Origin of the sequence: Aeromonas sp. 603079, from assembly GCF_049172135.1 — a bacterium.
Classification (GTDB): Bacteria; Pseudomonadota; Gammaproteobacteria; order Enterobacterales; family Aeromonadaceae; genus Aeromonas; species Aeromonas veronii.
Genome location: NZ_JAAKPX010000001.1, coordinates 230,153 through 251,693 on the forward strand (window position 1 = coordinate 230,153; position 21,541 = coordinate 251,693).

The 21,541-nt window shown below is 57.3% G+C and carries 26 protein-coding genes; 16 read left to right on the top strand and 10 right to left on the bottom strand.

The window, feature by feature from the left end; genetic code table 11:
* Positions 1-21 precede the first annotated feature (21 nt).
* A complete protein-coding gene (gene ushA / locus G5287_RS01025; protein ID WP_421172143.1) occupies positions 22-1,746 on the bottom strand; it encodes a bifunctional UDP-sugar hydrolase/5'-nucleotidase UshA in 1,725 nt (574 codons plus the stop codon).
* Positions 1,747-2,014: 268 nt separating this feature from the next.
* Between ushA and G5287_RS01030 the strand changes: the two genes are divergently transcribed.
* The 3 genes from G5287_RS01030 to G5287_RS01040 all read left to right on the top strand — a co-directional run bounded on the left by G5287_RS01030 (position 2,015) and on the right by G5287_RS01040 (position 3,819).
* Positions 2,015-2,359, top strand: coding sequence for a DUF2956 domain-containing protein (locus tag G5287_RS01030; RefSeq protein WP_206877835.1), 345 nt, complete (start codon positions 2,015-2,017; stop codon positions 2,357-2,359).
* A gap of 143 nt (positions 2,360-2,502) precedes the next feature.
* A complete protein-coding gene (locus G5287_RS01035; protein WP_107684268.1) occupies positions 2,503-2,838 on the top strand; it encodes a hypothetical protein in 336 nt (111 codons plus the stop codon).
* Positions 2,839-2,949: 111 nt separating this feature from the next.
* A complete protein-coding gene (locus G5287_RS01040) occupies positions 2,950-3,819 on the top strand; it encodes a tetratricopeptide repeat protein (protein ID WP_421230644.1) in 870 nt (289 codons plus the stop codon).
* 55 nt (positions 3,820-3,874) lie between these two features.
* Here the strand turns inward: G5287_RS01040 and G5287_RS01045 are convergent, their stop codons facing one another.
* Entirely contained in the window at positions 3,875-5,281 is a 1,407-nt protein-coding gene (locus G5287_RS01045) for a sigma-54-dependent transcriptional regulator (protein ID WP_236301501.1), read from the bottom strand.
* 151 nt (positions 5,282-5,432) lie between these two features.
* Positions 5,433-6,236, bottom strand: coding sequence for an FKBP-type peptidyl-prolyl cis-trans isomerase (fkpA, locus tag G5287_RS01050; RefSeq protein WP_005335283.1), 804 nt, complete (start codon positions 6,234-6,236; stop codon positions 5,433-5,435).
* A 118-nt stretch (positions 6,237-6,354) separates the two neighbouring features.
* Between fkpA and G5287_RS01055 the strand changes: the two genes are divergently transcribed.
* Positions 6,355-7,323: a hypothetical protein gene (locus G5287_RS01055; RefSeq protein WP_421230645.1), complete on the top strand. Its 969-nt coding sequence runs from the start codon at positions 6,355-6,357 to the stop codon at positions 7,321-7,323.
* A gap of 14 nt (positions 7,324-7,337) precedes the next feature.
* The gene (locus tag G5287_RS01060) at positions 7,338-7,553 is read left to right on the top strand and encodes a SlyX family protein (RefSeq protein WP_005335285.1); all 216 of its coding nucleotides are present in this window, start codon (positions 7,338-7,340) and stop codon (positions 7,551-7,553) included.
* Between the two features lie 100 nt (positions 7,554-7,653).
* Here G5287_RS01060 and slyD read toward each other — a convergent pair whose 3' ends face one another.
* Entirely contained in the window at positions 7,654-8,325 is a 672-nt protein-coding gene (gene slyD, locus G5287_RS01065; protein ID WP_100645229.1) for a peptidylprolyl isomerase, read from the bottom strand.
* Between the two features lie 143 nt (positions 8,326-8,468).
* Complete coding sequence (locus G5287_RS01070; RefSeq protein WP_005335287.1) at positions 8,469-8,672, bottom strand: YheV family putative zinc ribbon protein; 204 nt, start codon at positions 8,670-8,672, stop codon at positions 8,469-8,471.
* A gap of 39 nt (positions 8,673-8,711) precedes the next feature.
* On the opposite strand from G5287_RS01070, the gene G5287_RS01075 reads away from it, so the two are divergent.
* The 3 genes from G5287_RS01075 to G5287_RS01085 all read left to right on the top strand — a co-directional run bounded on the left by G5287_RS01075 (position 8,712) and on the right by G5287_RS01085 (position 11,475).
* Positions 8,712-9,371 (top strand): hypothetical protein, encoded by a 660-nt coding sequence (locus G5287_RS01075; protein WP_257691718.1) that lies wholly within the window; start codon positions 8,712-8,714, stop codon positions 9,369-9,371.
* Between the two features lie 153 nt (positions 9,372-9,524).
* A complete protein-coding gene (locus tag G5287_RS01080) occupies positions 9,525-10,424 on the top strand; it encodes a chemotaxis protein (RefSeq protein ID WP_227342036.1) in 900 nt (299 codons plus the stop codon).
* Between the two features lie 64 nt (positions 10,425-10,488).
* Positions 10,489-11,475 carry a hydrolase gene (locus G5287_RS01085; protein WP_421230646.1) on the top strand — a complete coding sequence of 329 codons (987 nt, stop codon included), beginning with the start codon at positions 10,489-10,491 and terminating at the stop codon, positions 11,473-11,475.
* Here G5287_RS01085 and G5287_RS01090 read toward each other — a convergent pair.
* On the bottom strand, positions 11,454-12,557 hold the full coding sequence (locus G5287_RS01090; RefSeq protein WP_421230647.1) for a membrane-associated sensor domain-containing protein: 1,104 nt from the start codon (positions 12,555-12,557) through the stop codon (positions 11,454-11,456). The genes G5287_RS01085 and G5287_RS01090 overlap by 22 nt on opposite strands.
* 145 nt (positions 12,558-12,702) lie before the next feature.
* Between G5287_RS01090 and G5287_RS01095 the strand changes: the two genes are divergently transcribed.
* The 3 genes from G5287_RS01095 to G5287_RS01105 are packed head-to-tail and all read left to right on the top strand — an operon-like array spanning position 12,703 to position 14,398.
* Complete coding sequence (locus tag G5287_RS01095; RefSeq protein WP_216952980.1) at positions 12,703-12,927, top strand: YheU family protein; 225 nt, start codon at positions 12,703-12,705, stop codon at positions 12,925-12,927.
* 52 nt (positions 12,928-12,979) lie between these two features.
* Complete coding sequence (locus G5287_RS01100; protein WP_157162054.1) at positions 12,980-13,849, top strand: phosphoribulokinase; 870 nt, start codon at positions 12,980-12,982, stop codon at positions 13,847-13,849.
* A 15-nt stretch (positions 13,850-13,864) separates the two neighbouring features.
* The gene (locus tag G5287_RS01105) at positions 13,865-14,398 is read left to right on the top strand and encodes a DUF4136 domain-containing protein (RefSeq protein WP_421172146.1); all 534 of its coding nucleotides are present in this window, start codon (positions 13,865-13,867) and stop codon (positions 14,396-14,398) included.
* A 141-nt stretch (positions 14,399-14,539) separates the two neighbouring features.
* Here the strand turns inward: G5287_RS01105 and G5287_RS01110 are convergent, their stop codons facing one another.
* Together G5287_RS01110 and G5287_RS01115 are read right to left on the bottom strand one after the other, a co-directional pair.
* Complete coding sequence (locus tag G5287_RS01110; protein WP_040067985.1) at positions 14,540-14,836, bottom strand: MliC family protein; 297 nt, start codon at positions 14,834-14,836, stop codon at positions 14,540-14,542.
* 93 nt (positions 14,837-14,929) lie between these two features.
* Positions 14,930-15,334, bottom strand: a complete 405-nt coding sequence (locus G5287_RS01115) for an OsmC family protein (protein WP_421230648.1) — start codon at positions 15,332-15,334, stop codon at positions 14,930-14,932.
* A 300-nt stretch (positions 15,335-15,634) separates the two neighbouring features.
* Here G5287_RS01115 and crp point away from each other — a divergent pair, with 300 nt between their 5' ends.
* The 4 genes from crp (at position 15,635) to G5287_RS01135 (ending at position 19,455) form a co-directional block, all read left to right on the top strand.
* On the top strand, positions 15,635-16,273 hold the full coding sequence (crp, locus tag G5287_RS01120) for a cAMP-activated global transcriptional regulator CRP (protein ID WP_005335304.1): 639 nt from the start codon (positions 15,635-15,637) through the stop codon (positions 16,271-16,273).
* A 125-nt stretch (positions 16,274-16,398) separates the two neighbouring features.
* Positions 16,399-17,199, top strand: a complete 801-nt coding sequence (locus G5287_RS01125) for a putative RNA methyltransferase (RefSeq protein WP_421230649.1) — start codon at positions 16,399-16,401, stop codon at positions 17,197-17,199.
* Between the two features lie 343 nt (positions 17,200-17,542).
* Positions 17,543-18,649: a porin gene (locus tag G5287_RS01130; protein WP_227342031.1), complete on the top strand. Its 1,107-nt coding sequence runs from the start codon at positions 17,543-17,545 to the stop codon at positions 18,647-18,649.
* Between the two features lie 176 nt (positions 18,650-18,825).
* Complete coding sequence (locus G5287_RS01135; protein ID WP_216952974.1) at positions 18,826-19,455, top strand: murein L,D-transpeptidase catalytic domain family protein; 630 nt, start codon at positions 18,826-18,828, stop codon at positions 19,453-19,455.
* Positions 19,456-19,531: 76 nt separating this feature from the next.
* Here G5287_RS01135 and G5287_RS01140 read toward each other — a convergent pair whose 3' ends face one another.
* Positions 19,532-19,963, bottom strand: a complete 432-nt coding sequence (locus tag G5287_RS01140) for a universal stress protein (RefSeq protein ID WP_216952973.1) — start codon at positions 19,961-19,963, stop codon at positions 19,532-19,534.
* 193 nt (positions 19,964-20,156) lie between these two features.
* Between G5287_RS01140 and G5287_RS01145 the strand changes: the two genes are divergently transcribed.
* Positions 20,157-20,906: a substrate-binding periplasmic protein gene (locus G5287_RS01145; protein ID WP_216961110.1), complete on the top strand. Its 750-nt coding sequence runs from the start codon at positions 20,157-20,159 to the stop codon at positions 20,904-20,906.
* 18 nt (positions 20,907-20,924) lie between these two features.
* On the opposite strand, the gene G5287_RS01150 is transcribed toward G5287_RS01145, so the two are convergent.
* On the bottom strand, positions 20,925-21,377 hold the full coding sequence (locus G5287_RS01150; RefSeq protein ID WP_216954310.1) for an RNA methyltransferase: 453 nt from the start codon (positions 21,375-21,377) through the stop codon (positions 20,925-20,927).
* Positions 21,378-21,541: the final 164 nt, after the last annotated feature.

The following is a 21,541-nucleotide window of genomic DNA, read 5'->3' on the forward strand; positions in this document are numbered from 1 at the left end:
GCTATGCGCCCCGCTGACGAATCAGTTGCACCCTTCGGCAGATGTTGAGTTCAGATAGGTCACCTCATTGGACGGTTGATAATCGGCCACGTTGATCACCTTCTTGATCTCGATGTACTCCTTCAGCACGGCTGCATCCACCAAGCCGGCATTGATGGTATCGATCTTCGGATAGCCGTCACCACCGGAGGCGCTGAAGCTCGGGATCGCGAAGCTGTAGGTTGCTGACGGATCAAACGCCTTGCCACCGATGCTGGTGATATTGACGCTCTTGGCCTGGCAATCCACCGCCATATCGATACCGCCAAACTGGGCATAACCACCGGTATTGCGGGTCTTGGTTGCCACCTGACCCAGATAGGTCGCCAGATCGCTTCCCTTCATGGCCGCCTTGTTGACCGTGTTGCCAAACGGGTGCACCAGCAGCACGCTGCGGTAGGTGATATCACCGGCCGGGATGCTGTCACGCACACCACCTGAATTGACGATACCAAAGTCGACCCCCAGCTTGATGCTGGTCGCCGTGGTGATGAGACGACCCAGGTTGGTCTGCTTGTTGCGAACCGAGTTGCGATCACCAACCAGCAAGCCATCTGCCGAGCCAATGACGACATTCAGCTCTTGCTGACCTTTCTCCTGATAACCCAGCAGGGTGTTATACAGCTCCGGATCCTTGGTGATCTCGTCCTGTACGAACTGCATCTTGGTCGGGTCCTTGGTTACGACGCCGTTAGCATCGATCGCCTCGCCCTTGGCGTTGCGCTTGATCAGGTTGACCGGGATCAGCTCATAGCTGGTCAGGGTCAACTTGCCATTCTGATACTCAAACTGGGCACGGCCCACATACTTGCCCCACTCGTGAGCCTGCATGATCCAGGTGCCGTTTTGCTGGTCCGGTTGGCAGTTATCACCCGGTTTGAAATTGGCGTACTTGTTGGTGGTGCCCGGTTCCATACAGACCGGATTCTGGGAGTGGCCACCAATGATGGCATCCAGAGTCCCTGCCGGCAGTGCACGAGCCATCTCTACATCGCCCGGCGCATTGCTGCCGTGCTGACCATTCTCGTAATGGCCCATGTGGGTGATGGCGAAGACCAGATTGGCCTCCTTGTTGCTGCGGATCTGCTGGCCCAGTTTGGCCGCTTCCGTAGTCGGATCGCGGAACTCCAGAGTCTGCACGTTGTTGGGGTCAACCAGCTGGGCGGTATCTTCGGTGGTCAGGCCCAGTACGGCGACCTTGAGACCGCTCTCCAGCTTGAACACCTTGTAGGGGTCAAAGTAGTGTTTGCCACTCGCCTTGTCATAGATGTTGGCCGAGAGCATGGGGAACTGGGCCCACTTGCGCTGCTTCTCCAGTACGCTGAGGGGGTTGTCGAATTCATGGTTGCCCACTGCCATGGCATCGTAGCGAATGTTGTTCATCGCCATGAAGTCAGGCTCGGCATCCTGCAGATCGGACTCCGGCACCCCGGTATTCACGTCACCACCAGATAGCACCAACACCTCGCTGCCAGCAGCCTTGGCCTCGCTACGCAGCTGCTCGACCAGAGTCTTCTGGGCAGCCATACCATACTCATTTTCAGCGTTGTGCCAGAAACGGCCGTGGGTATCGTTGGTGTGCAGGATGGTCAGTTTGCAGACATTTTCGGTGCAGGGTGCAACGGTGTCATTGCTCGAGGTATTACAGCCAGTCAGTGCAGCAAGCACGGCCAGTGCCACGCCGCCTTTGATAAAGTTATTATTCATTTCCATATCACCTTGATTGTTTTGTTATTTATCAACCCTGTCCAGCGGGTCGGGCGCCAATATAACAAACAACAGATGACCGTTTTTCATCGATGACTCACAAATTCTGCTAATTGTGATCTTCGGCCCAACATCCGGCTTCCTGCTGATTTGTCAGGTTTTTTGTTGAGCTGTCACTCACTTGATCCCCTCCCGCACCAAGGAGACGCCACCCGGACGCGCCTTTATGGCATACTCCCCAGCCAGCCATGCCCGAGGAGATGATTTGATGGCCAAGTACGACAAGATTTCCCCCGAGACCCAGCAGGAGGCGATGAAGATTGCCCGTGCCAACCAGAAGCCGGGGCAGACCAAGGAACAGACCCAGCTTATCGCGCAAGGGATCCAGAAAGGCATCGACGAATACAAGAAACAGATGAAGGCGCGGGCCCGCGAAGCGAGCCGCCAGAAAAAAATGCAGGCCAAAGCCAGGCAGCCACAGGGCGCGCCACAAACCGAAGAACAAGACGATCAGCTGGAGCTGGTTGAAGTAAGCCATCAGCATCCCCTGCCCTGGATCTTGCTAGTGTTGAGCTGGCTGGGATTTGCAGCAGCCTGGTTCTGGTCGCACTAAGACGCGCTAGCAAACCTTTATCCGGGATCCTCTTCACAGCCCGGGCCCGGGCTGCTGGTGATTACCTGCGAAGAGTGGTTAAATCCCGCGCCTCTTGCACCGGACTCCCTGTTTTTTGACGATCAGTTTTCAGGAAAGATGTTATGAACCCCGCTCCGCTCTATCTGCTGGCCCCTTTTGTTCTGTTCCTTGTGACCATGCTGCTCTATCGCATTTCGCCGCTGCGGGCGGTCGCCGCCGGCGGGGTACGCTGGTTTATCCTCCCCGCCTTCACCCTGTTTATTTTGCTGATCATCATCAATGGAGCCGCCAATCCCGCCCTGCGCGATCCGGCATTCCACTGGTTGATGCCGGGGCTTGGCTTTGCCCTGAGCCTGTTTCCGGCCCTGCCCAAGGCGCTGGTGCCACGGCTCGCCATCAAGGAGGGGGCCTTTGCCGCCCTCGGCCTGATGCTGATGAGCCTGGCCATGGTCTACTGATCGGCTGGCACAACCGTTAGCATGGCTCAAGGGGCGCTCTGTGACGGGCGCCCTTGTACAAACAATGGCCTGCAGGCATCTTGGTGACAGGATAACCAGCAAGGAGGCCAAATGGACAATCCGCCCGATTTCATGGCGCTGTGGGATTATCAGGATCCCGCCGCCAGTGCCCTTCGTTTTCACACCCTTCTTCCCGAAGCGCGCGCCGCCGCCGACCTGCAACTCGAACTGGAGTTGCTGACCCAAATTGCCCGTACCCATTCGCTGCAGCGCCAGTTTGCCGAAGCCCACCAGCTGCTCGACGAGATAGCGCCTCGTCTCACAGATACAACCCCCAGAGCGCGGATCAGGGCCCTGCTGGAACGAGGCCGCACCTTTAACTCGGCGGGCGACAAAGCCAGTGCCAAACCGCTGTTTGAACAAGCCTGGCAGTGGGGGCTCAAGGAGAAGGAGACCTATCTCGCCATCGACGCCGCTCACATGATCGCCATCGCCGCACCACTGGAAGAGCAGAGCCGCTGGCATCAACTGGCGATGGAGCTGGCGGAACGCAGCAGTGACGAGAAGGCGCGTGGCTGGCTGGCCCCCCTTTACAACAATCAGGGCTGGACCCTGTTCGAACTGGGCCGCTTTGAGGAGGCGAAAACCCAGCAACAGAAGTGTCTGGCCTGGCATCTGCAGCATAACCAGCCGGCCAAGGCATTTATCGCCCGCTGGAGTCTGGCTCGCCTGACCCGGGCCCAGGGTCAGCACCAGCAGGCGCTGGCAGAGCTGCACCAGCTCAAGGCCGATATGGCCGAGGCAGGCGAACCTGAGGATGGTTATCTGTTCGAGGAGCTGGGGGAGAATGCCTTGGTGCTGGACGATCCGCTGGCCGCGGAATACTTCTCCCGCGCCTGGTTTCTGCTGTCACAGGACCGCTGGTTCAGCGCCAACAAGGGGGAGCGACTGGCCCGCCTCAAGCGCCTCGCCAAACTCTGATCCCCCAAAATAGAAAGGGCGGCACGCTAGCCGCCCTCTCTGCTGGCAAGATGGTTCAGGCCCGATTGGACTCCTCCCACCCCTGCTTTTTACGGTAAATGGTGGAGGGGCTGATCTCGAGCAGGGCCGCCGCCTTGGGAATATTGCCATCACAGCTGGCGATGGCCTGTTCGATCACCTCTTTCTCCACCAGCCAGAGCGGACGAATTGGCCCGTTGGCCACCCCGGTGGCGGCCGGAGCCGATGCCACCACTGCCGCAATCGCAGCCGGCAGTTGGGGGCGAACCCCATTGAGCGGTGGCGGCAGAATATCCGGGCTCACCAGCTCCTTGTCGTTGAGCACCACGATATTGCGCACCACGTTCTGCAGCTCGCGTACGTTGCCAGGCCAGGGGTAGTCGAGCAGCACTCGCGCCGCCTCAACGTCAAAATCCTTGAAGCGTTTGTTCTCCTCCTTGGCGTAGCTCTGCAACAGGGTACGCGCCAGCAGCAGGATATCCTCGCCCCGCTCCCGCAGCGGCGGCAGGGTGAGGGGAATGACGTGGAGCCGATAGTAGAGATCCTCGCGAAAACGGCCTGCTTTCACCTCCACCAGCGGATCCCGGTTGGTGGCGCAGATAAAGCGCACATCCACCGTCTCGAGCTTGCCGCTGCCGACCCGCTGCACTGTGCCGGTCTGAATAAAGCGCAGCAACTTGCTCTGCAGATCCAGGTCCATCTCGCAGATCTCGTCGAGAAACAGGGTGCCACCATCAGCCAGGCTGGCCGCCCCTTTGCGATCCCCCTGGGCACCGGTAAAAGAGCCCTTCACATGACCAAAGATCTCGCTCTCCATCAAATCGTGGGGAATGGCGGCGCAGTTGAGGGCAATAAAGGGCTGTTCGCTGCGGGGACTGCACTGGTGAATCGCCTCGGCACACACCTCTTTGCCGGTGCCGCTCTCGCCAGTGATAAAGACGGTCGCCTTGCTGGGCGCCGCGCTCTCGATGATGCGATAGACCGCCTGCATCGACATGGAGGCACCGATAAAACCGAAGAAGGAGCTGCGCTCGAAATTCTCCCGATAGTGGGCAACCAGCGAGCTCAACTGCTGGTGTTTCAAGGCATTGCGAACAGTCGCGCAGAGCCGCTTGCTGTCAAACGGCTTGGTCAGAAAATCGAAGGCTCCGAGGCGCATCGCCTCCACCGCCACATCCACCGAGCCGTGGGCGGTGATCACCACCACCGAGCAAGGCAACTGCTGTTCGGTGATCATCTGCAGAATATCCATACCGGACATATCCGGCAGCTCCAGATCCAGCAGCACCACGGGGGGAGGACTTGCCAGCAACTGTGCCAACGCCTGCTGACCACAGTCGGCCAGCACTACCTCGTACCCCTCCTGGCGCAGGTACTGTTCATAGACCACCGCCAGACTACGGGTATCTTCCACCAGCAGGACACGCGATTTATTTTCAGCCACTGGACTCATCCTTGTATTTGATTCTGCGATCTATTTTGCCTTATTTTCGCGCGCAAACCCAACGCCAAGACAGCTCTGTTATCCCGCGATTGCAGGGAATACACAAGTAAAAACGGCTCCTTAAGGAGCCGTTTTTCACTACAAGAAAAGATTACTTCTTGGCATCGTCTGCAGTCGGCTTCTCGATAGCCAGCAGCTCAACGTCAAACACCAGTACGGCATTCGCCGGGATGGAGCCTGCACCGTGCTCGCCATAGGCCAGCTTGGACGGCAGGAAGAACTTGAACTTGGAGCCAACCGGCATCAGCTGAACACCTTCGGTCCAACCTGGGATAACCTGGTTGAGCGGGAAGGTAGCCGGCTCGCCGCGATCGACGGAGCTGTCGAACTTGGTGCCGTCGGTCAGGGTACCGGTGTAGTGCACCTTGACGATATCGGTAGATTTCGGCTTGGCGCCAGTGCCCATCTTCTCGACCACGTATTGCAGGCCGGATTCAGTGCTCTTCACACCCTCTTTCTTGGCGTTGGCAGCCAGGAACTCTTCGCCCTTCTTCAGATTCTCAACGGCGTCTTTCTCGGCCTTGGCCTTGGTCAGCTCATTGATCTTGGCGTCGTAATCCTGCAGTACCTTCTGGATCTCTTCATCAGTCATCTTGGCTTCTTTGCCCAGACCGTCAGTCACCCCTTTCAGGATCACGGCGTTGTCCAGTTTGATGCCCAGTTCCTGCTGACGCTCCAGGGTATTGGCGATGTAACGACCCATGGAGAGGCCAATTGCGTAGCCAGATTGCTCTTCAAAGCTCTTGGCTTCAGCCTTGGTCGCCTCTGCCGGCTTGCTGGCTTCTGCCTTCACTTCGGCGGTATTGGCCGCAGCAGGCTTCTCGTCTTTTTGGCAAGCAGTCAGACCGACGGCAACGGCCGCCGCCAACAGGGACACCTTCAGAAATTTGTTCATCAGTTTCTCCAAACTCCAAATACCGCTCTCGGTTCCATCGTGAAATGAGAGGTTTATCGTGATAAGCGCCTTATACTAACGCCGTGATCGCAGGTAACAAAAGCGTGAGACCGCAAAAATGATAAAAAGTGCCATTTATCTGGTGAGCCTCTGTTTAATGCTCACCGGTTGCGAGCAAAGCTCCCAACCCAACCAGCAAATGACCCTCGCCAGCACGGGTCTGCTAACCGCAGATCTCTCCAGTGATGGCAAGCAGGCCATCGTCTCCAGCATCAGCCAGGGCATCATCGTCTGGGACTTGGCACAAAACCGCCAGCGCTGGCGCTGGAAACAGTCCGATTCACCGGATGATCTAGTCTCCATCGTCCGTTTTGCCCAAGGAGATGGTTTCGCCGTTACCGCCACTGCGACCACCTTTGCCACCTGGCGGCTTCAGGACGGGCAGTCACAAGGCTACTACTCGCTTCCTGAATCCAGGCTGAGGGATATTGCCCTCTCGGCGGATGGCCGTAATGTGCTGATCGGGCGGGAAGATGGCAAGGCAGAGTGGGTCGATACCCGAAGCGGGCGGCGCCTGCAGTTTCTGGGGCACACCGAACAGATCAATACGGTGGATCTCTCCGCCAACGGTCGCTACGCCCTGACCGGCGGCAACGACTACAGCGCCTATCTGTGGGATACCCGCAGCGGGCAGGTGATCTGGCGGTTCAACCATGGTGGCCGGGTGATCATGGCCAGACTGGAGCCGAGCGGCCGCTACGCCTTCACCGCCGACAGCAGCCGGGCCAGCATCTGGGATCTGAAAACCGGCAAAGAGGTGAGTCAGCTGCAATATGATCACCGCTTCGAGGTCTACACCAGCGCCCGCTTTGCCAACGATGGCAAGTGGCTCATCACCGGCGCCCCTTCCCGTCAGCTCTCCCTGTGGCAAGTGAGCGATGGTGCCCTGCTGCAGAGCTGGCGCGTCTCGCCACAACCCAAGGTGAAACCGCCCAGCGCAGTGGTCTACGGCGTCGCTTTGCGCGACAATAGCCACCTTGTCAGTGCCAGCTCCAGTGGTCTGGCCGAAATCTGGACAATCAAGTAAGGACCCGAAGGCCCATGAGTCAGCAACTTAACGATCGCATCGAAACCCTGGAAACCCGTCTCGCCTATGCGGAGTACACCATAGAGCAGCTCAACGACGAGGTAACCACCCAGGGCCGTGAACTCGATCGGCTCAAATACCAGATCCAGCTGCTGATCGACAAACTGCAAAGCGTACAGCCCAGCCAGATTGCCAGTATGGCCGAAGAGACCCCGCCGCCGCACTACTGATCCGGCGCAATCTCTGGTCAGGCAACATGGTTCGGCATCACTGTCAGCCAATAAAAAACCCGCGATAATCGCGGGTTTTTTATCATCGGCATGGCCGTGATCAGTGGTGATGGCCCTTTCCACCACAACCGCCGCCACCGCAGCAGCCGCCGTGACCATGGTCATCACCGTGGTCGTGGCCATGATCGTGACCGTGGCCAGCACCACCGCAGCAACCGCCGTGGCCGTGATCCTCATCGTGGTCGTGACCATGACCACCACAGCAGCCGCCGTGATCGTGGTCATGACCGTGATCGTGACCGCAACCACCGGCACCGTGAACGTGGCCGTGGGCCAGCTCTTCGGCAGTGGCGGCACGCACGTCCTTGATCTCGACCTTGAAGCCCAGGGTTACGCCTGCCAGCGGATGGTTGCCATCCACTTTGACGAACTCTTCGGACACTTCAACCACGGTCACCGGACGGTGACCATCGTCGGTTTCAGCCACAAAAGTATCCCCTTCGGAGACTTCCATGCCGTCGAACAGCTCGCCCGGTACTTCTTGTACCAGTGTCTCGTCATATTCGCCGTAGGCCTGGCTCGGTGCCAGAGTCACTTCGAAGGCTTCACCTACCGCGCGACCTTCCAGCTCGGCTTCCAGGCCTGAGACCAGGTAACGGGTGCCGTGCAGATAGACCAGCGGCTCTTTGCCGACAGTGCTGTCGATGACTTCACCGTGCTCGTCGGTGACTGTGTATTCCAGCGTAACCACGCTCAGAGGAGCTACTTTCATGTCAGGATCCTGCGGATAGAAAAAAACGGGCTCAGAATACCCTAAAAAGCGGGCCGCGCATATGCCGTGCGGCGCCACGGAGTGACGAAAAAAACGGCAACAGCGTCAGCGAGGAGACCCGCATTCCACCCGCCGTTCCCTTATCAGGGGCGAAACACCCCTATCACCTCTTCCGCCTCTCGAGTCTGCTTGTCGACCTCGGCAGGCGTTTGTACCTGGGTATCGCCACAGGCGACGCAGGTCACCTTCTCGACTCCATGCTCCAGATACAGCATCATGTTGTCCAGCTTGCCGCACGCCGGGCAGACTGCACCGGCAATGAAACGTTTTTTACGTCTGGTTTCCATATTTGTTACCTCCAGGCAGCATCATATCAGGGTTTTTACATGCATCACGCCATCGAGTATCACCATTTTTCCTGCCAGGGCCTGCACGCCGGCAACCGCAAACGGACCCCGGTCGGGCAGCTGTTGCGGATCACCCGGGGCGCCGCGCTGCTGAGACTGGGCCAACATGAGCTGTTGCTTCCGGCAGGCTGCAGCTTCTGGCTCTGCGCCGATGCACTTGCGGCCTTCAGCCCCCTCAGCGGTTGCGAGTACGATCAGCTGAATGTCTCTTTGCGCGTGGCTCAGCCGCAGCAGGCAGGCTGGCTGCAGACCACCCCGCTGCTCGATGCCCTGCTCGACTCGCTGGCACGGTGGCAACGTCCAAAAGAGTGGCAAGGGGCCTACGGTCAGCGACTGCAGGTGATCCTGGATGAGCTGCAACAGTGTGCCATCAGCCAGCAGGGTCACGGTGAGCTGCAAGCCTGCTGGCAAGCGCTGGCCAATGGCCAACCGGAGTCTCTGCAACAGTGGGCACAACAAGCCGATGCGCCGGTGGAAGGGAGTGAATTGCAACAACAGTGGCAACTGCTGCAGGCGCTCAGATTGCTCAAGGGCGGCAGCAAACCCGCGCAGGTGGCCAGCAAGCTGGGTTATGCCGATGAGGCCGCATTGCAAGCGGCCTGCCAGCAGTGGGGCGTTGGCGAGGATGGCGATCAATAACCGGACACAGGTATGAATGCGCCAACTAAATTGGCTGAACGAGTCCAGTTTTTTGCCAGATGGTCGTTAACAAGGAAGGGCCATCCCCCCCGTAATCCTTTATGCTAAAGGCCTGAAGTGACTGCCAACCTTTCGACCAACAGGACATCTGCCATGACGAGCAAAGCCAATCAATCCCAGGGCATGTTGCTGTTTCACCTTTCAGCCCAGCAATCCTTTGCCATAGGCACCCTCAAGGTAAAGGAGATAGTCCCTTACACCCAGCTGACCGCCATGCCGCACTCGCATCCGACCGTGCTGGGGGCCGCCAATATGCGCGGCGCCACCATTCCGGTGATCGACATGGCGATGGCGGTGGGTTATCGCCCCATCAGCAAGGAGGAGATGCCCCACTGCTTTATCATCATCACCGATTGCCGCCGCACCCTGGTGGGCTTTCTGGTGCGAGGCATCGACAAGATCACCGAGTGCAACTGGCGCGATATCGAGTCACCTCCCGCCGCCCTCGGCCACAATGTGTTTGTGACTGGTGTCACCCGGGTCAATGACCAGCTGATCCAGCTGCTGGATGTGGAGCTGATCCTCTCCCGGGTCTATCCGGACGATCCGAGCCACCTCTATCCGGTGCTGACCGATGTGCAGCGGGAGCGGATCAAGCCGATGCGGATCCTGCTGGTTGATGACTCCTCGGTCGCCCGTCGCCAGCTGATGGCAGCCCTCGATTACATCAATATCCCTTATGAGGTCTGTACCAATGGCAAGGACGCACTGACCCTGATGCAACAACGTGCCAGCCAGCAGACCCCCATCGATATTCTGGTGAGCGATATCGAGATGCCTGGGCTCGATGGCTACGAGCTGGCCTTCGAGGTACAGAGCGACAGCAAACTGGCGGGGGCCTACATCATCCTGCACACCTCCCTCTCCAGCGAGATCAGTGTGGAGCGGGCCCATCAGGTGGGCGCCCATGAGGCGCTGACCAAGTTCGAGGCCAACGAGCTGATCCAGGCCATGTTGCGCGGTGCCGAACATCACGATCGCCTGCTGAAATAAGCCAATGACTGGCGGGAGCTGAACACCTCTCGCCCCTCTATCTTCGACCCAGACCGACGACGCCATGCTGACCGAAAGCCACTTCCACGCCCCCTGGTGGGCCCGCAATCCTCATCTGCAGACCATATTGCCCAAATGGCTGCGCCGGACTCCGGCCCGATTTGTGGCCGAGCGCTTCGAACTGACTGACGGGGATTTTGTCGATCTCGCCTGGAGCGGCGAGATCACGACAGATTCGCGACCACTGGTGGTGGTCTTTCACGGGCTGGAGGGGAGCATTCACTCCCACTATGCCAAGGGATTGTTCGCCCACCTGCAGCAAGAAGGCAGAGAGGCTGTGCTGATGCACTTTCGCGGTTGCAGTGGCGAGCCAAATCGCCACCTGCAGGCCTATCACTCCGGCGCCATCGGTGATGCGCAGGAGCTGATTGCCGAGCTGAGCCAGCGCTTCCCGGGCAAACCGCTGATCGCCATCGGCTTTTCACTGGGTGGCAATATGCTGGTCAATCTGCTGGCGCGGGGTTGTCCTGCGGCATTGAAAGCGGCGGTGGTGGTCTCGGCCCCGCTGCAGCTGGAGAGTTGCGCCGAGCGGGTCAATCAGGGCTTCTCGAAGGTCTATCAGAACTATCTGCTGCGCACCATGCGCCGCAACCTGCTCAACAAGATCAGCCAGCAGCAGAAAGCGAGTGAACGCTGGCAACCTCGACAAGTGGAGCAGATTGCCACCCTGCGCGATTTTGACGAGCTGGTTACCGCGCCGCTGCACGGCTTTCACAGCGCAACCCACTACTACCAGAGCTGCTCGGGACTAACGCTGCTGGCTCAAATCCCCATCCCTACCCTGATCCTGCACGCCGCCGACGATCCCTTTATGTCACACTCGGTCATTCCCCGGCCGGAGCAACTCTCGCCCACGGTGCGCTATGAGCTGAGCCAGCGTGGCGGCCATGTCGGCTTTCTGCACGGCACGCCCTGGCGGCCACGGTTTTGGCTGGATGAACGGATCAGTCGCTGGATTGCCGAACAGACTCAGGGTGCGGTGCAGAACTGATTGCGACCCCCAGCCTTGGCCATGTAGAGGGCCTGGTCGGCCCGCGCCAGTAGCTGCTCACCACTCTCCCCGCCTTCCAGTGTCGCGATCCCCTGACTGATGGTCACCCGACTGGCAACATCGGATGCCAGATGCTCAAGCTGCAATTCGGCCAGCCCATCCTGCAACCGCTGCGCTACCTTAGCTGCGCCCTGACTATCGGCATCGGGTAGCAGCAACACAAACTCCTCACCGCCGTAACGGGCAGCCAGCTCCGCCTCACTGCGCACCACACGCATCATCAACTGCGCCACTTCCCGCAGGCAGACATCTCCCGCCTGATGGCCATAGTGATCGTTAAAGCGTTTGAAGTAGTCCACATCGATGAGGATAAGGGCAAGCGGGGCGCCGCTCGACTGACTATGGGCTTTGCAGCGTTCGAGCTCCTGACTGAAGTGGCGCCGATTGGCAAGACCAGTCAGTGGATCCTGCTTGGCCAGTGCATCGAGGCGCCGCAACAGGGCCAGATTGTCATGCTCACGCATCACGGCCAATTCAAACCAGCGATGCAGCATCCGGCGACCAACCTCCAGCGCCATTATGGTACATACCACCTCAAGCAGATAAAGCTGCGGAAAATCCACCTCCAGCCACCACAAACGCGCAACGCCAAATAGCAACGGTACACTGAGATAGGCATACAACACGCGTCGGTCGGGATAAAACGCGATCAGCGCAGCCAGTAAATTGAGGCGCATGATCCCGTTGGCATAACTTGCCCCTCCTCGCAGCTCAACTTCACCAATGGTGAAGATATGCAGCGTCCAGACGACCCCCCAGACCAGCATTACGACCAATGCGCACCATAGCCAGACTCGATCCTGCAGATGATTGCAGAGCAGGGCTGCAACCGGCAGCAGCAGCAGCACGACCATGACAAAGCCCAGCTCACTCTGAAAGCGCCATGGCAGAGTACCGTCACTGGCCAGGCCTGCCTGGCTGTAGACCTGGTAGCGTATCGCCAGAAACAGCACAACCAGCCAGTTCAGCAACCAGAACCAGACCATGCCGCGACTGATGGCCTGGCGACGAGCAAGATCCATGTGAGCCGATATCGTTGAGGGGGCCCGGCGTTGCTCTTCAGACAACATGTCTCACACTCCACGAAACGCGTAAAAAGAGGTTGCACTCATTTTATTGCGCACAACAATAGCTGACGGTTATACCCTTTTGCATCGAGATCCCTTCATGATAATCCCCTGGCAAGCGTTGGATGCCGATACCCTGACCAACCTGATCGAACAGTTTGTGCTGCAAGAAGGCACCGAATATGGCGAACATGATGTTTCGCTTGAAGCCAAAGTCGCTATGGTAAGGACTCAATTACAGCAAGGCATCGCCGTGATCGTCTATAGCGAGTTGCATGAATCGGTCAATATTGTGCCACGCGATCGTTTCAACGAGCCGTCTTGACCATCTCGGGTTCACGCCCGTATAACGAAACTCCCAAGGAAGAGAGCATTCTATGTCGGCCAAGCATCCCATTATCGCCGTCACCGGATCGTCCGGTGCCGGTACCTCTACCTCCACCATCGCCTTTCGATCCATGTTCCACCAATTGGGTTATCAGGCAGCCGTGGTGGAAGGTGACAGTTTTCACCGCTACACCCGCCCCGAGATGGATGTGGCAATCCGCAAGGCGCGTGAACAAGGACGCCACATCAGCTATTTTGGCCCCGAGGCCAATGACTTCGGCTTGCTGGAGAGCTTTTTTCAGGGCTATGGCCAGGATGGCACCGGCCAGTATCGCCGCTATCTGCACAGCTTTGACGAGGCGGTCCCCTTCAACCAGATGCCCGGCACCTTCACCCCCTGGCAGCATCTGCCGAGCGACACTGACCTGCTGTTTTATGAAGGGCTGCACGGTGGTGTGGTCACTGAGGATCACAACGTAGCCCGCCACGTGGACTTTCTCATCGGCGTGGTGCCCATCGTCAACCTGGAGTGGATCCAGAAGCTGATCCGCGATACCTCGGAGCGCGGCCACTCCCGTGAGGCCGTAACCGACTCCATAGTCCGCTCCATGGATGATTACATCAACTTCATCACCCCGCAGTTCTCGCGCACCCATATCAACTTCCAACGGGTGCCGACAGTGGACACCTCCAATCCCTTCAGTGCCAAGGTGATCCCGAGTCTGGACGAGAGTATGCTGGTGATCCGGTTTCGCGGCATAAAACAGGTCGATTTTCCCTATCTGTTGTCGATGATCGACGGCTCATTCATGTCACGAATGAATACCATCGTCGTGCCGGGTGGCAAGATGGGGTTTGCCATGGAGTTGATCCTTAAGCCACTCATCCAGCAACTACTTGAAACCGGCAAGATCACTTAAGCCAAGGAGTTCACAATGCGGTTAGCGTTTATCTCTGTGGTATTGGCCGCCCTGCTTGGCGGCTGCAGCAGCGGGCCGACGGCCCCCACGCTGGAGTCCGGCACCATGCTGGTTCGTCCGATTGGCAACTGGACCTATGGCGCAACCCCGCGCTACGCCCTGGCCGAGCAGTATCAATTCGCCGGTGAGCTGGCGGAAGGGTGGCTGGAGCCGATGCAGCAGGCGGTAAGCCGGGAGCTCAATGGCAAGGGGTGGCAGAGCGCACCACTCGACGAGGCGGATCTGTGGGTCGCCATCGGCGTCGCGGGCGGCAAGGATATGAGTGACGGCGAGATTTTCGCACGTCTTGGCATGACCCCCGGGGTATATGCCTCGGCCAACCAGCGCAAAGGGTCGCTGGCCATCGTGCTGCTCGATCGCAAAACCCAGAAAGCGGTCTGGAGCAGCATCATCCAGCTGACCAGCGACGTGAGCATTGCAGACAACCAGCGTCAGGCGCTTAGCCAGCAGCTCGCGGCCGAGCTGCTCAATCGCGTCCCCACCAACTAGTGCTTGTTTAGTGATAACAGATGGATAGAAAAACGGCTTGCCTCCCGGCAAGCCGTTTTTTGTGGTCTCAACCTCTTGACCCAATCCGGCCTAGGCCAGACCGGGGCACAAAGCTGCACACCTTCAGCTATCTGTGGTCACTTATTTAAGCGTACAGGTCAGCAGTGTGACCCCTTTCTGGGTGAGGAGGGCTTGTTTGTCCTGATTCCAGAAAGTGGTGACGCTGTCGGAATATTTGGCGCCAGATTCAGACTCAACGCGCGCCAGCTTGTGGTAAACCCCGGCATAGGGGAACTGCACCATGTCAGCCTGGGCATCATAGGTAACGGCCAGCATCTCTTCACCACACTGGTATTGGCTGTATTGATACTGAGTAGGTTGCGGGCTGCTGCACGCCGCCAGGCCCAAAAGGGGAAGCAGAGCGATCAATTTTTTCATTGCACTTTCCTTATGTAATGGCTTTATGTCATGGCCTTGTGCAGTGGCCTTACGTAACGGCCTTATGCCAGGGTACCAACGAAACTATCGTTATCAAGCTTCAACAATTTGATAACTATGGGTAATTTGTACCGCTTTTTCCAACATCAGGGAAACAGAACAATATTTTTCCATCGACAGCTCGACCGCTCTGGCCACCTGCTTCTCCGCCAATCCCTTGCCTGTCACCACGAAGTGCAGATTAATCTTCTCGAAAACCCGGGGCACGCTATCAACCCGTTCGCCACTGACCTCGACATGACAAGCGGTCACCGACTGGCGCGCTTTTTCTAGGATGGAGACCACATCAATAGAGCTGCAGCCACCGACCGCCAGCAGGATCATCTCCATCGGGCTGGCCCCCTCACCGGGGTTGGCTCCATCCAGGATCACCTTGTGACCGGATTCACTCTCACCCACAAACTTCATCCCTTCCACCCAGCTGACCTTGGCTTTCATCTCGCACTCTCTCCTGTTAATCGTGATGATGGATCCCTAGCATAACCCAGTCGCTTATCTCTGCCGAACAGGGGGAGTTGGGATGGAAATAGATCAAAATCAACATCTCCGACCTCTATCTTCCCTAGAATGGCCGAAGCAGCGCAGCAGGCATTACCCAAAGGGCTCTTGCAAAAGGGCGCAAAGCCTTGTCAGCACAGACAAAGGCTCTTATCCTACTGCGACTAATACAAGGAATGGCAAGATTGGCAGCTTGCCCGGACGCACAAGTCCATAAAAAGACACTACAGAGGAATTCTCATGGTTATTGGCAAACCGCAAAGCGATCCCACCCTGGAATGGTTCTTGTCGCACTGCCACATTCATAAGTATCCCGCGAAGAGCACCCTGATCCATGCGGGTGAAAAAGCGGAGACCCTCTACTACATCGTCAAGGGCACTGTGGCCGTCTTGATCAAGGACGATGAGGGCAAAGAGATGATCCTCTCCTATCTGAACCAGGGTGACTTCCTGGGCGAGATGGGGATGTTCGAGGAGAACGAGAATCCCGAGCGTTCCGCCTGGGTTCGCGCCAAAGGCTCTTGCGAAGTGGCAGAGATCTCTTACAAGAAGTTCCGCCAGCTGATCCAGGTCAACCCGGACATTCTGATGCGTCTCTCTGGCCAGATGGCCAAGCGCCTGCAGCACACCAGCCAGAAAGTGGGTAACCTCGCCTTCCTGGATGTGACCGGCCGGATCGCCCAGACTCTGCTCAACCTGGCCAAGCAGCCAGATGCCATGACCCACCCGGATGGCATGCAGATCAAGATAACCCGTCAGGAGATCGGCCAGATCGTCGGCTGTTCCCGTGAAACCGTGGGCCGCATCCTCAAGATGCTGGAAGAGCAGGAGCTCATCTCCGCTCACGGCAAGACCATTGTGGTATTTGGTACTCGCTGATGCCCCATCAACAGGCCTAACTGAGGCCTTGGGATAAAAAAGGCTGCTACGGCAGCCTTTTTCGATCCTCTCCCCTATAATCCCGAACGCCCTTCACTGTTCCGGCATTCGCCCAGAGAGTTACTATGCATCTTCAATGTCCCCGCTGCCGCAGTCCGCTCCATCTTCATGAAGCCTCCCAGGGGCGCTATTGCGACAACAAGCATCACTTCGATCCGGCACCGGAAGGTTATCTGGACCTCATCCCCGGCAAGAAAAACCCCAAAGACAGCGACAGCCGCGCCCTGATGCGCGCCAAGCACCATTTCCTGGAAGCCGGCAACCAACTGCCGCTGGTCGAGGCCATGGCCGCCCTGCTCTCTCCCCTTGCCCCGCAAGAGCTGGTTCATCTGGGATGTGGTGAAGGCTACTACTGCCGCGCGCTGGCAGAGCGCCTGCCCGGCTGGCAGTTTGCTGGGGTTGATATCGCCAAGAACACCATTTTTGCCGCCAAAAAAGCGCAGCCGGACGGCCAGTTTGTCATTGCCGATCCCGCTCGCGCGCCGTTGCAACCGGGCTCTGCTCAGGTGCTGCTGGTCAACGATCTCAAGGTCAAGACCGAACAGCTGGTCAGCTGGCTGGCCCCCGGTGGCTATCTGCTCTATCTGCAGCCAGGCCCGCGTCATCAGTGGCAACTGCGGGTCAGCCTCAATCCGGTGAGTATGGAACACCCTTTAAGCTGGCCCTCGCTTGCCGGTCTCCGACTGGTAAGCCAGGAGCGCTGCCAGTTCCCTATCTCTATGGATCAGACCATGCGCGCCTTTATTCTGGAGACAAGCCGTCTCGGCTGGCGCGCCAACGGCGAACAGCGCCATGCCTTTATCCAGCAAGGCCCGGCACAGCTGGAACAGGATTTGCTGATGACACTGTGGCAAAAAGCAAGCTGACCGCCAGACAGGAGCACGGCAAGTGCTCCTGTCCCATTTTCCTCCCGCCACTCTTCTCCCCCTTCGTGATACGCCTCACAACTTGAGTCATCGACCTTATTGGTCAGGCCAGTTTTAATGTCAAAACAGCCAATAGAGAATAATTCATTGAATTTAATCTCTTTTTAACCTGTCAAAAAACGTCATATCCAGTATCAACAGCGCCCTTCAGCACCAAATTAAACAACGACAGATTCAGGCCCAGTCAAGGTTCAAGCGCCTACCGTGTGGCTATCGGACCCTTTCCGATTTCCATAGAACCGACCACAGGTTCGGAAGTGTTTACATCAGAGGAAATAAGGATATGAAAAAGTCTGCACTGACTATGGCCATCTCCAGCTTGCTGCTGGCCAGTGGCGCCCACGCTGCTACCGTTTACAACCAGAACGACACCAAGCTGGATATCGGTGGCCGTGCCCAGGGTGCCTACTACGGCACTGACAACAACAGCGCCGAAGGAGATCAGAGCTACTTCCGTCTGCACGTTGCTGGCGAGACCAAGATCGCTCCCGAGATGAAGGCATTCGGCTTTGCCGAATACAACCTGCCGACCTCCGGTTCTGACAACGATGAACTGCGTTACGCCTATGCCGGCATCCAGCACGATCGCTTCGGTGCCTTCAGTTATGGCCGTCAGGATGGTCTGTTCACCAAGGCCGTAAACAACTATACCGACGTACTGCCCGAATGGGGTGGTGATGGCCTGGGCAAAGATACCGAAGTATTCGGTACCGGCCGTACCAACGGTCTGGCTCAGTACATCTTCAACTACGAAGGTCTGACTCTGGGTGCCCAGTTCACTGGTAACAATACCCCGCAAAATGCTGGCCGCAGCGCCATTGCCGAGTCCTTCAACGGTAACCTCTACAACGGTGAGAGCTGGAACAGCACTGGTTCCAAAGAGGGCTTTGCCTTCTCTGCCAACTATGACTTCGATATGGGTCTGAGCCTAGGCGCTGCATACAACCAGGCTGGCAAAACTGCCGAACAGGCCCGCTACGCAGCCTTTGGCGGCGAGAAAGATGCCAAGCTGATGGGCTTCGGTGCCAAATATGCTGCAGGCGACCTCTATCTGGCGGCAACCTATTCCCACGGTGAGAACCACCTGTTCGTCAACAACGGCTACGCCGAGAAGATGGATGGTTACGAAGCCGTTGCCCAGTACACCATCGGCAAGTTCAAGCCTTCTCTGGCTTACCTGCGCACTGACGTCAAAGATACTGCCCACGGCATTGACGACACCTACACCGAGTACGTATCCATCGGTGCCTGGTACAACTTTACCGAGAACTTCAACGCCTACGTTGACTACAAGCTGAACCTGCTTGACTCTGTTGATGGCAAGTCCACCAACTCTCTGGGCAAGAACACCGACGACGTTGTTGCTGTCGCCCTGCAGTACAACTTCTAAAAGGTTGACTGTCGGTTATACCCTGTGAAACCAATGTCTACTGTTTGAATTTCTTCCGGCCGCTCTGCGGCCGGTTTTTTATTGCGCGTTTTCAGCACCTTGCATATAACTATCGAGCGGATAGCTGTAATTTCAGCCCGTTGGACAAGCAAGGATGCGCAAAGAGGGGAGCAGGGATGACAGAGTTACTCGGAAAACGGTGGGGGCCACTGTGGCCAGTGTTACTGTTGCTGGTGAGCATCGGCTGGAGCGGGAATAGCGCCGCCAGTAGTGAGCGCAACCTCTATCAGCAGCTTGGGCTGGCCGGCAAACTCGACAGACAAACCTTTCAAAAAGCCCTTGTCAGCTATCAAAGCGTACGCAGCAAGCAAAAATCCATCCTGACCATCATTGATTACAGCAAGCCTTCGACTCAGCGCAGGCTGTTCGTCATCGACATGAAACGTCACAAACTGCTTTATCACACCTGGGTAAGCCATGGCCGCAACTCAGGTGAACTAGCCGCAGAGCGCTTTTCCAACCAGCTCAACTCCCGACAAAGCTCCCTCGGCGTCTATCGTACCGCAGAAACCTACTTGGGCAAGCATGGCTACTCCCTGCGGCTGGATGGGCTCAGCCCCGGCAAAAACTGCAATGCCCGCAAACGTGCCATCGTGGTGCATGGCGCCGCCTATGCCAGCCCAAACCATCTGCGCAAATATGACAAACTGGGCCGCAGCTGGGGCTGTCCCGCCCTGCCAAAGGAACAAGCCAGGGCCATCATAGATACCATAAAAGGGGGCAGTGTCATCTACGCCCACGGCTAACGGGCACAACACCATAAAACACAAGGCCAGCAATCGCTGGCCTTGTTTGTCACGCTCTCACACTAAACGGGACGAGTTATTGGCGCACCACCAGGACCGGGCACGGAGCATGACGCACCACGGATTCGGCAACGCTGCCTACCAGCAGATGGCTGATGCCGGAGCGGCCGTGACTCCCCATAACGATCAGTTCAACCTCGTCTTCCTTGGCCTGGATAATGATTTCATCCGCTGCCCTGCCAAAGCGAATATCAAACGTTGCCGGAATAGGCAGGGTGGCAATCAGCTCTTTGAGTTGGGCTCTGGCCTGACGCTCCATTTCGTGAGTGATCTCAACGGCTGTCATATGAAGAATTTTGTAACTGTCAAAGCCGTGCAGTTGGTCTACGACATGGATCAGCTTGAGCTGGGCCTCATGGCTCTGCGCCATGAATACGGCATAGTCGAGTACCGCCCGGGACATTTGGGAAAAATCGACAGGACAAAGCAGAGTTTTGATCGATGGCATAATGCAGTCTCCTCTACTGATTGGGGTACTATTGAATCTTGAGTTCATCATAACCATCAGATTGAAAATAACTCTCGACCCTGTCGCAAAATGAACATCAGGGATTTTTTCTGTACGCCGTCGCCATCAATGCCATGGTATAAAGTAGGGTATCAGTGTTTTTTCCTCTGCCCCAGCGAGGCCAGCTCTGACCATGCTACGCATCTGTCTGTTGCTCTGTTGTCTGTTCACTGCGGCGAATTGCCGGGCAGAGTCTATTGACGTTTATTGCGATGATTGGCCCGGTTTTTGTCAAAAGGATGGCAAAGGCCTCTATCTAGATCTGGTGCGAGCCATCTACCAGCCTCACGGCTATCAGGTAACCCCCCATATTGTGCCCTATAAGCGCGCTCTCGCTGTCATTGCAAAAAAAGGGGGAGATATCGCCATGGGGGTATATCGCGATGAAGTATCCGGCGTCCAGCAATCTCGCTATCCGGCATCAGCGGATGACCTGACCGTGTTCATGCTCAAGAAATGGCAACCCCAGTGGCAAGGGGAGAAAAGTCTGGAAGGGCAAACCGTGATATGGCGGCGGGGCTGGGCATTCGACAAGTACATTGCGGTCACCATGCAGTGGCATGAAATTGACAGCGATGAGCTGGCCCTGCAACTGCTTGGTAAAGAGCGATATCGCTTTTACCTCACTGCCGGCGTGCTCTATGTGGATGAGGCTATCCCTCCCGAGCTGCATCGCGTCTTCCTGCGCTGGATCCCGACCTATCCCATTTTTGCCGATACCCAGCAAGGCAACCGGATGTTACAGCTCTGGGATAAGGGAATGGTTGAGTTGATCCGCAGCGGGGGTCTGGCAGAGATCTATAAGCACTATCAGCTCTATGACTACTATCAGGGTTTTATCGAAGAACTGGAACAGAAAGTGGCTGCCAGTCCTGCAGACTGAATGATAACGTTGCGCTAATTACTCTCCCCTCATTCCCTTGGCCAAGCGGTCGTAGAGGATCACATTGACCGAGGCCGCCAGATTCATACAGCCACTGGTCGGCACATAAACCACATCTTTCACCGCGCCATAGAGGGCAGGATCGAGCGTACCATCCTCCGGCCCGAAGATATAAAAAGCGCGTTCCGGATGGACATAGTCGGGGAGCGGTGTAGCGCCGTCGATCAGATCGACCACCACGGGCACGCATCCCTGCGGGATAAACGCCATCAGATCATCCACCCCGAGCAGCGGGATCTTCTCCACCATCTGCTTGGTATCAGTGGCAAAGCGGCGCGCCAGCTCGAAGCGGTTGCCGGTGTAGTAGACCTCGTCCACCCCGTAACAACCCGCAGCCCGCATCACGGAACCGACATTTTCCGGGGACTTGGGATTGACCAACCCCACGCAGCAGAATGCACTCTTTTCCATCATCTCTCCTCATCTTGCGACGGCCATTATAAGCCGTTGCAGGGCCACCGACCCGTTAAAAGTCCCCTCCCCAGCTAAACCGCTCGCCAACCCAGCTTTGAATGTCGATTTTTTGTGCGCAAGCCGACAAATTTTGTACAAGCCGATAGCCAGCAAACGTTTCC

Excerpts from the sequence above, each read along its gene's own strand:
- G5287_RS01055 (WP_421230645.1), top strand. The coding sequence starts at position 6,355 with ATGATAAAAAGTGCCATTTATCTGGTGAGCCTCTGTTTAATGCTCACC.
- G5287_RS01150 (WP_216954310.1), bottom strand. The coding sequence starts at position 21,377 with ATGGAAAAGAGTGCATTCTGCTGCGTGGGGTTGGTCAATCCCAAGTCC.
- G5287_RS01030 (WP_206877835.1), top strand. The coding sequence starts at position 2,015 with ATGGCCAAGTACGACAAGATTTCCCCCGAGACCCAGCAGGAGGCGATG.
- G5287_RS01135 (WP_216952974.1), top strand. The coding sequence starts at position 18,826 with ATGACAGAGTTACTCGGAAAACGGTGGGGGCCACTGTGGCCAGTGTTA.
- crp (WP_005335304.1), top strand. The coding sequence starts at position 15,635 with ATGGTTATTGGCAAACCGCAAAGCGATCCCACCCTGGAATGGTTCTTG.
- G5287_RS01080 (WP_227342036.1), top strand. The coding sequence starts at position 9,525 with ATGACGAGCAAAGCCAATCAATCCCAGGGCATGTTGCTGTTTCACCTT.
- G5287_RS01040 (WP_421230644.1), top strand. The coding sequence starts at position 2,950 with ATGGACAATCCGCCCGATTTCATGGCGCTGTGGGATTATCAGGATCCC.
- G5287_RS01070 (WP_005335287.1), bottom strand. The coding sequence starts at position 8,672 with ATGGAAACCAGACGTAAAAAACGTTTCATTGCCGGTGCAGTCTGCCCG.
- G5287_RS01100 (WP_157162054.1), top strand. The coding sequence starts at position 12,980 with ATGTCGGCCAAGCATCCCATTATCGCCGTCACCGGATCGTCCGGTGCC.
- fkpA (WP_005335283.1), bottom strand. The coding sequence starts at position 6,236 with ATGAACAAATTTCTGAAGGTGTCCCTGTTGGCGGCGGCCGTTGCCGTC.
- G5287_RS01115 (WP_421230648.1), bottom strand. The coding sequence starts at position 15,334 with ATGAAAGCCAAGGTCAGCTGGGTGGAAGGGATGAAGTTTGTGGGTGAG.
- G5287_RS01140 (WP_216952973.1), bottom strand. The coding sequence starts at position 19,963 with ATGCCATCGATCAAAACTCTGCTTTGTCCTGTCGATTTTTCCCAAATG.
- G5287_RS01060 (WP_005335285.1), top strand. The coding sequence starts at position 7,338 with ATGAGTCAGCAACTTAACGATCGCATCGAAACCCTGGAAACCCGTCTC.
- G5287_RS01125 (WP_421230649.1), top strand. The coding sequence starts at position 16,399 with ATGCATCTTCAATGTCCCCGCTGCCGCAGTCCGCTCCATCTTCATGAA.
- G5287_RS01110 (WP_040067985.1), bottom strand. The coding sequence starts at position 14,836 with ATGAAAAAATTGATCGCTCTGCTTCCCCTTTTGGGCCTGGCGGCGTGC.
- G5287_RS01130 (WP_227342031.1), top strand. The coding sequence starts at position 17,543 with ATGAAAAAGTCTGCACTGACTATGGCCATCTCCAGCTTGCTGCTGGCC.
- ushA (WP_421172143.1), bottom strand. The coding sequence starts at position 1,746 with ATGAATAATAACTTTATCAAAGGCGGCGTGGCACTGGCCGTGCTTGCT.
- G5287_RS01075 (WP_257691718.1), top strand. The coding sequence starts at position 8,712 with ATGCATCACGCCATCGAGTATCACCATTTTTCCTGCCAGGGCCTGCAC.
- G5287_RS01090 (WP_421230647.1), bottom strand. The coding sequence starts at position 12,557 with ATGGATCTTGCTCGTCGCCAGGCCATCAGTCGCGGCATGGTCTGGTTC.
- G5287_RS01085 (WP_421230646.1), top strand. The coding sequence starts at position 10,489 with ATGCTGACCGAAAGCCACTTCCACGCCCCCTGGTGGGCCCGCAATCCT.
- G5287_RS01105 (WP_421172146.1), top strand. The coding sequence starts at position 13,865 with ATGCGGTTAGCGTTTATCTCTGTGGTATTGGCCGCCCTGCTTGGCGGC.
- G5287_RS01095 (WP_216952980.1), top strand. The coding sequence starts at position 12,703 with ATGATAATCCCCTGGCAAGCGTTGGATGCCGATACCCTGACCAACCTG.
- slyD (WP_100645229.1), bottom strand. The coding sequence starts at position 8,325 with ATGAAAGTAGCTCCTCTGAGCGTGGTTACGCTGGAATACACAGTCACC.
- G5287_RS01145 (WP_216961110.1), top strand. The coding sequence starts at position 20,157 with ATGCTACGCATCTGTCTGTTGCTCTGTTGTCTGTTCACTGCGGCGAAT.
- G5287_RS01035 (WP_107684268.1), top strand. The coding sequence starts at position 2,503 with ATGAACCCCGCTCCGCTCTATCTGCTGGCCCCTTTTGTTCTGTTCCTT.